The sequence below is a fragment of the Novosphingobium sp. HR1a genome, from assembly GCF_015594425.1.
Taxonomy (GTDB): domain Bacteria; phylum Pseudomonadota; class Alphaproteobacteria; order Sphingomonadales; family Sphingomonadaceae; genus Novosphingobium; species Novosphingobium resinovorum_A.
On record NZ_JABXWS010000161.1, the window covers coordinates 1 to 512 of the forward strand.

General features: G+C 62.9%; 1 protein-coding gene. It reads left to right on the forward strand.

The annotated features are described in order from the left end of the window. A partial coding sequence (locus tag HWN72_RS30815) for an AsmA family protein (protein ID WP_211152341.1) occupies positions 1 to 512 on the forward strand: 512 nt, incomplete at both ends.

Sequence of the window (512 nt, forward strand, 5' to 3'; positions counted from 1 at the left end):
GGCAGCGCTTCGACGCGGGGGTCGACTGGAAGATCGCTATCGTGCGCTCGAAGAACGTGCCCGTTTCAAACATCGCGCTCAAGTTGTCGCTCGACAAGGGGCGCCTCGCGCTATCGCCGCTCACGTTCTCGATGGCGCGCGGCGATGTGGCCTCGGACCTGATATTCGACACCCGCCAACGGCCGTCGGCAATACGCTACGACATCCGGCTTGCAACCACGCCGATGGGACGGCTGCTCGCCGGATATGGGCTGGCGGACTCGGGCACCACCGGCACGATCCGCGGACGTATCCATTTGGAAGGCAGAGGCGATACGGTCCACGATTCCCTGGCAAGCTCGTCCGGTCGGATCGCGTTCGTAATGCCGCAAGGCACCTTGTGGACGAAAAACGCGCAACTCGCCGAACTTGATATTGGCACGTTCGTGCAGAAGATGTTCCAGGGCAAGCTCAAGAAGCCGATCGAGGTGAACTGCGGCCTGCTCGCCTTCACCGTCCGCAGCGGCACGGCA